Here is a 2,880-nt window from a genome sequence, read left to right as displayed (position 1 = left end):
CTGCACGACTAAACCATTTACTTAGCAGAACGGTCTGGAAAGTCCGACAATACAGGGTGATAGTCCCGTATGCGAAAAGTAGGTGGCGGGTCTGAGCGTGCGACAAGTAGGGCGGGACACGAGAAATCCTGTCTGAAGATGGGGGGACCATCCTCCAAGGCTAAATACTCGTGATCGACCGATAGTGAACCAGTACCGTGAGGGAAAGGCGAAAAGAACCCCGGGAGGGGAGTGAAATAGATCCTGAAACCGCATGCATACAAACAGTGGGAGCCTCCTTGTGGGGTGACTGCGTACCTTTTGTATAATGGGTCAGCGACTTACGTTCAGTAGCGAGCTTAACCGAATAGGGGAGGCGTAGGGAAACCGAGTCTGATAAGGGCGACATAGTTGCTGGGCGTAGACCCGAAACCGGATGATCTATCCATGGCCAGGATGAAGGTGCCGTAACAGGTACTGGAGGTCCGAACCCACTAATGTTGAAAAATTAGGGGATGAGCTGTGGATAGGGGTGAAAGGCTAAACAAATCCGGAAATAGCTGGTTCTCCCCGAAAACTATTTAGGTAGTGCGTCGTACGGACACTTGCGGGGGTAGAGCACTGTAATCGTTGGGGGGGTCACTGCGATCTACCCCGCGATAGCAAACTCCGAATACCGCAAAGTGATATACGGCAGACAGTCCTGGGGTGCTAACGTCCTGGGACAAGAGGGAAACAACCCAGACCGCCAGCTAAGGTCCCAAATACATGGCTAAGTGGGAAACGAAGTGGGAAGGCATAGACAGCTAGGAGGTTGGCTTAGAAGCAGCCACCCTTTAAAGAAAGCGTAATAGCTCACTAGTCGAGTCGTCCTGCGCGGAAGATGTAACGGGGCTCAAGCCATGAACCGAAGCTGCGGATCTCGTAAGAGATGGTAGGGGAGCGTTCCGTAAGCCTGCGAAGGTGTCTCGAGAGGGATGCTGGAGGTATCGGAAGTGCGAATGCTGACATGAGTAGCGATAAAGGGTGTGAAAAGCACCCTCGCCGAAAGCCCAAGGTTTCCTGCGCAACGTTCATCGACGCAGGGTGAGTCGGCCCCTAAGGCGAGGCAGAAATGCGTAGTCGATGGGAAACGGGTCAATATTCCCGTACCGGTTTTAGATGCGATGGGGGGACGGAGAAGGTTAGGTCAGCCGGGTGTTGGACGTCCCGGTTTAAGCGTGTAGGCGTGCCCCGTAGGCAAATCCGCGGGGCTGAGCTGAGGCGTGATGACGAGCGCTCTTTGAGCGCGAAGTGACTGATACCATGCTTCCAGGAAAAGCCTCTAAGCTTCAGTCTAAAATCGACCGTACCGCAAACCGACACAGGTGGGCAGGAAGAAAATTCTAAGGCGCTTGAGAGAACTCAGGAGAAGGAACTCGGCAAATTGATACCGTAACTTCGGGAGAAGGTATGCCCCATTAGCTTGTAGGAGTACATCCGAAGGGCGAAGGGGCCGCAGAGAATCGGTGGCTGCGACTGTTTATTAAAAACACAGCACTCTGCAAACACGAAAGTGGACGTATAGGGTGTGACGCCTGCCCGGTGCCGGAAGGTTAAGTGATGGGGTGCAAGCTCTTGATCGAAGCCCCGGTAAACGGCGGCCGTAACTATAACGGTCCTAAGGTAGCGAAATTCCTTGTCGGGTAAGTTCCGACCTGCACGAATGGCGTAACGATGGCCACACTGTCTCCTCCTGAGACTCAGCGAAGTTGAAATGTTTGTGAAGATGCAATCTACCCGCGGCTAGACGGAAAGACCCCATGAACCTTTACTGTAGCTTTGCATTGGACTTTGACGGGACTTGTGTAGGATAGGTGGGAGGCTTTGAAGCGGTGACGCCAGTTGCCGTGGAGCCAACCTTGAAATACCACCCTGGTGTCGTTGAGGTTCTAACCTGGGCCCGTGAATCCGGGTCGGGGACCGTGCATGGCAGGCAGTTTGACTGGGGCGGTCTCCTCCTAAAAGGTAACGGAGGAGTACGAAGGTCGCCTAGGTACGGTCGGACATCGTACTGATAGTGCAATGGCAAAAGGCGGCTTGACTGCGAGACCGACAAGTCGAGCAGGTGCGAAAGCAGGTCATAGTGATCCGGTGGTTCTGTATGGAAGGGCCATCGCTCAACGGATAAAAGGTACTCTGGGGATAACAGGCTGATTCCGCCCAAGAGTTCACATCGACGGCGGAGTTTGGCACCTCGATGTCGGCTCATCACATCCTGGGGCTGTAGCCGGTCCCAAGGGTATGGCTGTTCGCCATTTAAAGTGGTACGTGAGCTGGGTTTAAAACGTCGTGAGACAGTTTGGTCCCTATCTGCCGTGGGCGCTGGAAGTTTGAGAGGACCTGCTCCTAGTACGAGAGGACCGGAGTGGACGTACCCCTGGTGTACCGGTTGTGACGCCAGTCGCATCGCCGGGTAGCTAAGTACGGAAGAGATAACCGCTGAAAGCATCTAAGCGGGAAACTCGCCTCAAGATGAGACTTCCCCGGGGCCTCGAGCCCCCTGAAGGGTCGTTGAAGACCACAACGTTGATAGGTCGGGTGTGGAAGCGCAGTAATGCGTTAAGCTAACCGATACTAATTGCCCGTGAGGCTTGATCCTATAACCCTGGATCTCAGCGAACTCAACACGCTACACAACAATCACACTCCCCACACACTCTACTTCTCCCCTTTGTGACCCTTTACAGTCTGACGACCATAGCGTCCTGGAACCACTCCTTCCCATCCCGAACAGGACAGTGAAACAGGTCCGCGCCGATGATAGTGCTCTTCGTGAGTGCGAAAGTAGGTCATCGTCAGACTACCCCACGCCAAAAAAGCCGCTCTCCAAACACAGGATGAGCGGCTTTTTTACGCCTA

2 rRNA genes are annotated in these 2,880 nt (G+C 54.0%); both read left to right on the top strand.

The features are described from left to right. A 23S ribosomal RNA gene (locus F464_RS0127575) occupies positions 1–2,620 on the top strand; the annotation flags it as partial. An 88-nt stretch (positions 2,621–2,708) separates the two neighbouring features. Continuing rightward, positions 2,709–2,822 (top strand): 5S ribosomal RNA (gene rrf / locus F464_RS0127570). Positions 2,823–2,880: the final 58 nt, after the last annotated feature.

Source organism: Aromatoleum toluclasticum ATCC 700605, assembly GCF_000378245.1.
Classification (GTDB): domain Bacteria; phylum Pseudomonadota; class Gammaproteobacteria; order Burkholderiales; family Rhodocyclaceae; genus Aromatoleum; species Aromatoleum toluclasticum.
Note: the sequence above shows the minus strand (reverse complement) of the source record. Positions and strands in the feature narration are given on the sequence as shown.